Genomic DNA, 5,983 nt, shown 5'->3' with positions numbered 1-5,983 from the left:
GGGGTTGTACGCCGGAATCCCAGAAATTTCCGTCAGCCCAGCTCCAGTCCCGCCACGAGCGCATCCAGGTCGATGAACTTGCCGTCAGTCTGGAAGGTGTAATGCCCGTTCAGCAGGATGTGCCGCCAGGCCGCTGGCGACATCTGCGTGATCAACGCCAGCGCCTTGGCATTGCCAGCTGCCTCGTACTTCGTCAGCAGCAGGGACAGGATCGCCGAGTTGTAGAAGATGATCGCGTTGCCGATCAGCCTGGCGCACTGGTTGCTGATCTCGATTTCGATGTCGGTGCGGCCGGTCAATTCCTTCTTCCCACCGACTTGGGCGATGGTCGAGCGTAGCTGGTGATAGGACTCAATGCGGTTCTGCGAGCGGTGAACATTACGCTCCAGTTGCGGGTCGCGCAGGTAGCGCAGTGTGTAGATACTGCGGATGAGCTTGTCGAACTCGAAGATTGCGCGCCGCGTCGGGTTCGGCGCCGTATAGGTGCACAGCTTGCGGATCAGCGTGCCCTGCGTCATTTCCTTCAGGCCCAGTGTGGCGACGATTCGGTCGATGTTCGCCTTCTCACCGACGATGAGTTGCCGGTCGATCTGGCCAGCCGGCCGGATCAGGCATTTCTCGTACAATGCCAGATCATCGGCGCAATACAGCTCCTGCAACTGGTCGTCGAGGTCGGTGAAGCGCGGCTCGAAACGAAGTCCGAACCAGTGCAGGATGGCGAAGTTGGCCTTGTTGATGCTGTGCATGTCGCCGGTGATCGCGCTCGGCACGATGTCCGACGTGTTGCGGTACCAGATGTCGAACACGTGGTGAGCCTCGTACTCGTGTGCGCCTATCAGGTAGCCGTTCAACGGCACGTGATTGCACAGCAGCGTGTAGGCGACGACGCCCTTGCCGCGGCCGAAATATTTGCGCGAGTAGCGCGCCTTCACAGTTGGTCGCTCGACGCCGAATTTCTGCCCATCAACGGCACCGTACAACGAATCGAGGTCGAACGAGTAATGCGGGAAGATCGGCAGTGCGGCGATGGCGTTGCTGATGCAATCGTTGGCCACATGTAGCGTCGCCTGGCGCAGGTACTGCTGGTAGGTACTCTCCAGGACGTGGTACGGGATGTCGCTGGTACGTGCCATAACCTGGTTGCCGTGGTTCATGGCTTGGGCAATGATCACCGCCATCAGACTGTCGGCGTCGGCTACCTTCTTCGCATAGCGTGGCTGCAATGGTGTCAGCGCCGACAGGAACTGGCACTGGCCGTTGACGAAGCGAAACACGTCGGCGACATCGCAGTATGGCAGTTGCTCGTAGAGAGCTTGCTCGCGCGCCTTCTGGTTCTCCCCCTTGGGCTTGCGCCAGGTCAGTCTCTGCGTGTCCTTGTCGTATTCCAGGTGCGTCAGCTTGCCCTGTTTCAGCTCGCGATTGAACGCCACCCATTGCGCACGCAACTCGGTCGCCAGTGCATCGAGCTGGGCACTGACCGGCTGCCGCAGGAAGGGGATGTCCATCTGCGCGAGCACGGCGGCTTTCTCGTCCATCGAAACCAACTCGTCGGACAAATGCCGGTGCTGCAAGCTATCGTCAATGTAGAGCTCGCCCGCCTGGAAGCGTTTCCTGACCTGACGGTAAAGCCAGAATTCGTAACGATCGGCATGCAGGCCTGTCGGCGTGCCTTCGGCATCGAACATCAGCAGGTACGGACGCAAGCGTTTCGGCAGCGTTGCCGCCGGACATTCGTCGAGTGGCCGTTGTGATAGGCGCTGCTGCTTGGCGAACACGCTCTTGGCCCAAGTCAGCGCCGCGAGCCATGGGTTATCGGGGGCCGTGCCGGCGAAGTCGAGCGCGACGTACAGCGGCCGTAGATGGCGTCGAATGCGTTCGGCCAGGCCGTCCACCGCCTGCCAGTGCAGCGCCAGTTTGTTCAGTGGCTTGACGCTCATGCGCTGCGCCGTGTTTTGCAGCAATTCCCTGGACATGATTTTGTAGGCGCGTTGGCGCACCTCGCCGAACGGCGTCGGATCGGCCACGCTGTCGTCCACGTACAGCGACAGCAGGCGGCCAACCTGCGGCGTTTCCTGATGGCGTCGCAGCTGTTCGGCGACAAAGGACTGTTTCGCACCCGTGCGGCTCTCGTCCTCAAGTTTTTTCATGTGGAAGGCCATCGCGTCGACCAGGTTGTCGGTGAGCTGCCGGTAACGTACCCAGGCATAGCACAGCAGGTAGAGCCGGGTCTGCTCCGCCTTCAGGTGGCGCAGGTCATGGACGGTATAGAAGTTCGCCAGGCTCGCGTAGTACAGCAGGTTCTGCTGCGAGATGCCGAGCTTGGGCAGCAGCGCCTTGGCGATCCCGTGCAAGGACTTCAGCGTGGCGCGCTTCTCGCGCTCCCCTGCCATCTGACGCCAGCCAAAATCTTTAGCGTCCTGCTTGAGCGCTGCCAGTTGAGACAGGGTGTCGTCACGCACCAGGAGCTGGCCCAGCGCAGCTTTGGCCGATTCGTCCAACACTTCTGCCAGCAAGCCGCCCAAGCGCCTGCGTTCGGTGGACAGGGCTTCACTGACCAGCTCTTGTAAGGTGGTGTGGCCGGGCCGGATGATTTTGTGCTCGCTGAGCCAAACGATCAGTTCGGCGGCCACGAATCCTGGCATTACGTCGCGCCGCACGATCTGTTCAGCCTGCTGTGCCAGTTGCGGCAGGAAGCTAGCCGCCCACGACCGGTAGCCGAACAGTTCGGCGATCTGACCCCTCTGGCTGTAGTGCTCATGCTTGGTGATCGCCTTGCGTTCGAACGCTTCGCCGTGGAAATAGCGACTCAGCACGAAGGCGCAATCGTCCTCGACCTCATGCCAATCGAAGCGGAAGAAAGCATGCTTGGCCTTGAAGTAGCCGATCTGCAAGACGCAATAGACTTGGGCCTGCAGGCTAGGCCGGCTGCTGGCGAACGCCAGTTCAGATTCGGTCAACGCCAGGTATTCCAGCCGCTGAGCATCGTCGAAGTCCGGTAGGCCGTACAAGGCTTCCTGCTCTGCGTCAGAAAAGACGGTGAGTAGCTTATTCTTGTTGCTCATCGACCGTCCTTCCCGCACCACGCCAACCTGCTCGCGTCAATGTTTCGATCAACGTAGTGCGCTTGACATTGAAGTTGCGGCACACCGCCGCCTTAGACATGCCGCCATCGAGCGCGGCGACGATGGCGTCCAGCTTCTCACCAGTGATCGCCTGCGGCCGGCCGCCGATCCGGCCGCGTTTGCGTGCGGCGGCCAAGCCCGCGACGACGCGCTCCTGAATCAAGGCGCGCTCGTACTGCGCGAGCGCACCGAACACCTGGAACAGGAATTCGCCCGAGGGCGTCGTAGTGTCCAGGTTCTCTGTCAGCGAGCGGAACGCCACCCGCTTGTCCTTGAGCGAAGTCACAATGGCGAGCAGGTGCGACAGCGAGCGACCGAGCCGGTCGAGTTTCCACACCACCAGCACATCGCCGGCTCGAACGAACTCAAGCGCCCGCGCCAAGCCGGCACGGTCATCCTTCGCGCCAGAGGCACGATCCTCAAACAGGTGACGCGGATCGACGCCGGCGGCGAGCAGCGCGTCGCGCTGCAAGTCCGTGCTCTGGCGGTCGGAGTCCGACGACACGCGCATGTAGCCAACCAACATAGGCGGATAACCATCAAAAACAGGTTTCCGCATAATAGTGAATAGCGATAGAGTTTTCCGTACATTTTTGAGGGGGTGTTGCACAGGTAGCACAGCGGCGGCTGACAGCCTGTCGCAAAACAAATGTTTTACGACACCTCCTTGAGGTTGCCGCGTTTACATCATTACCTGAACAGGTATAAAATTCCGTCATGACAAACAAAGAAAAACCGCTCGAATGGATCGCGAGCAGCCACAAGGATTTGATGGCGTTGCCGTCCGACGTGCGTCGCCGTTTCGGTTACGCGCTCTCGTTGGCGCAGATAGGCGATCAGGATGACGCAGCAAAGGAGCTCAAGGGGTTCGGTGGTGCCGGCGTGCTGAAGGTCGTCGAAGACGATGCCGGCGGCACCTATCGAGCGGTATACACGGTCAAGTTTGCGGAAGCGGTGTTCGTCCTGCACTGCTTCCAGAAGAAGAGCAAGAGCGGAATCGCCACGCCAAAGGCCGACATGGACATCATCCGCGCTCGGCTGAAGGTGGCCGAGGTATTGGCACAGGAGCTATGAAATGCAAAAACGAATCATTGAAGGCGTCGAGGTTCAGCGCAGCTCGGGCAACGTCTTTGCCGACCTTGGACTGCCTGACGCTGAAAAGCTCAAGATCAAGACCGGCCTGGTGGTCGAGATCAGGAGGGCCATGCGCGCCCTTGGGCTGACTCAACAAGCGGCGGCCAAACGCATGGGCATCCCGCAACCGAAGGTGTCGGGCATGATGCGCGGCGACTTCACCAATCTATCCGAACGCAAGCTGATGGATTGTCTGAATCGCCTCGGCTACGACATCGAAATCAAGGTACGGCCAGCAGCCGAGCCGATCGGGCATCTAACGCTCGCAACCGCTTAATCGGAGCTCTCCTGATGGCAGCCCGCATCACCGACGACGAATGGGACGAACTGACTCCCGAGAATTTCGATACCACGGCACTGCTGCGTGCAGTCGATGCCGTGGACGTGCTGCGCGGCGATTTGAATGACAGCGCAGACGGCGCACCTCCGCAACTGCGCACCGACCTGTTGAAGCTGCATCAACTGGCAATGGCCGCGTTCAACGAGGGATCACGCAGCCGAGTGGCTGAGCTATTTGATCTCGCCGTGGATCTTCAGGATCAGGTTGATCATCTGATGACCTCGCTGGAACAAGTGCAAGAAACCCTGTCCCGGTTGACGGCGCTCTACCCAGAAAGCCTGTCCTGAATGTTCTTGGAGACAACCACATCATGAGCCGCAGCCGCCGCAAAACGCCCATCGTTGGGCACACGACCTGCCGTAGCGAGCGCGAGGACAAGAAACTCTGGCATCAGCGCTGGCGAACCCACGAGCGCACCGCGCTGGCCAGCGCGTCGCCGGAAGCTCTATGCGCCCATCTGCCTCTACTGGAAAACCAGGTCAGCAACGTCTGGTCGATGGGTAAGGATGGCCGCTCCTACTGGCCCATCAAGCGCCAGGCCGCCACGGCGGATCGCATTGCCAACCACAAGGGACGCAATCCGCAAGAGCGCGCCTCCCTGAAAAAGCGTCTGCTGCGCAAGTGGATGAGCAAATGAACCTGTCCACCATCGAGGCGCTGGCTATCGCTTGGGCGCGAATCGCTGAAGAAGCAGAACTCCCAGCCGGCTACGAGGGCACGGCGACGCCAGAGGCGCATCGGGCCTGCGAGGTGATCCAGGAGCGGATTCGAGAGCACGTCGTCGCCACCAATGACATGCGGCTGTTCGGCCTGCTGCACCTGCTTGGGCAGGCGTCGCTGCGCATGGAGCAAGCGCTGTGGCCGGAAGAATATGCGCGGATGACCCGCGAGGTCGAGGAAGCTCTCCGAGAGGCCGACGACCCCAACGCCAAGTCGTACACCCACGAAGAAGTCATGCAGGCGATGCAGGAACGCATCGACCGAGCGCGAGACAAAGCCATGTTGATCGGCTGACGGAAATTTCGGCGGTTCCGGCTGATCCAAGAATCTTGGCGTGACCTTACCTCCGCTCTACCGCTGGGTGCCAGCCTCGGCGCACGCCTAACCACCCAACTCAGAAAGGAAAATAAGTTGGTAAAACGCATTCCCGTATCCGAGCTTCGTCTCGGCATGTACATCCACAAGCTCGCCGGCTCTTGGTTTCGACACCCATTCTGGCGCGGCAGCTTCCTGCTGACCGAGCCTCAGGATCTCTCTGCCATTCGAGAATGTGGCGTCGGGGAGGTCTGGGTCGACTTGGCCAAAAGCCAAGTCGACCCAGAGAGCCCAGAGAGCCCAGAGAGCCCAGAGCCCAGAGCCCAGAGCCCAGAGCCCAGAGCCCAGAGCC

The 5,983-nt window shown here is 60.6% G+C and carries 8 protein-coding genes; 6 read left to right on the top strand and 2 right to left on the bottom strand.

Annotation, left to right across the window (positions count from 1 at the left end; translation table 11 throughout):
* Positions 1-32 precede the first annotated feature (32 nt).
* Positions 33-3,062: a Tn3 family transposase gene (locus tag OKC27_RS22225; protein ID WP_032432545.1), complete on the bottom strand. Its 3,030-nt coding sequence runs from the start codon at positions 3,060-3,062 to the stop codon at positions 33-35.
* Entirely contained in the window at positions 3,046-3,648 is a 603-nt protein-coding gene (locus OKC27_RS22220) for a recombinase family protein (RefSeq protein WP_010465829.1), read from the bottom strand. The genes OKC27_RS22225 and OKC27_RS22220 overlap by 17 nt, the downstream gene beginning before the upstream one ends.
* 191 nt (positions 3,649-3,839) lie before the next feature.
* Here OKC27_RS22220 and OKC27_RS22215 point away from each other — a divergent pair, with 191 nt between their 5' ends.
* The 6 genes from OKC27_RS22215 to OKC27_RS22955 all read left to right on the top strand — a co-directional run.
* Positions 3,840-4,196: a type II toxin-antitoxin system RelE/ParE family toxin gene (locus OKC27_RS22215; protein ID WP_000182276.1), complete on the top strand. Its 357-nt coding sequence runs from the start codon at positions 3,840-3,842 to the stop codon at positions 4,194-4,196.
* Between the two features lies 1 nt (position 4,197).
* Complete coding sequence (locus OKC27_RS22210; RefSeq protein ID WP_001172026.1) at positions 4,198-4,533, top strand: helix-turn-helix domain-containing protein; 336 nt, start codon at positions 4,198-4,200, stop codon at positions 4,531-4,533.
* A gap of 14 nt (positions 4,534-4,547) precedes the next feature.
* Positions 4,548-4,883: a hypothetical protein gene (locus OKC27_RS22205; protein ID WP_000741275.1), complete on the top strand. Its 336-nt coding sequence runs from the start codon at positions 4,548-4,550 to the stop codon at positions 4,881-4,883.
* A 23-nt stretch (positions 4,884-4,906) separates the two neighbouring features.
* Positions 4,907-5,233, top strand: a complete 327-nt coding sequence (locus tag OKC27_RS22200; RefSeq protein ID WP_000091614.1) for a hypothetical protein — start codon at positions 4,907-4,909, stop codon at positions 5,231-5,233.
* Positions 5,230-5,610, top strand: coding sequence for a hypothetical protein (locus OKC27_RS22195; RefSeq protein ID WP_001054412.1), 381 nt, complete (start codon positions 5,230-5,232; stop codon positions 5,608-5,610). Before OKC27_RS22200 ends, OKC27_RS22195 begins: the two co-directional genes overlap by 4 nt.
* Positions 5,611-5,766: 156 nt before the next feature.
* The coding region (locus OKC27_RS22955; RefSeq protein WP_442866078.1) for a DUF3391 domain-containing protein at positions 5,767-5,983 on the top strand (217 nt) is incomplete at its 3' end.

Origin of the sequence: Aeromonas sp. QDB62, assembly GCF_027705695.1 — a bacterium.
In the GTDB taxonomy this organism is placed as follows: Bacteria; Pseudomonadota; Gammaproteobacteria; order Enterobacterales; family Aeromonadaceae; genus Aeromonas; species Aeromonas allosaccharophila.
The sequence above is the reverse complement of the archived record's forward strand: the minus strand, read 5'-3'. Positions and strand labels throughout refer to the sequence as shown.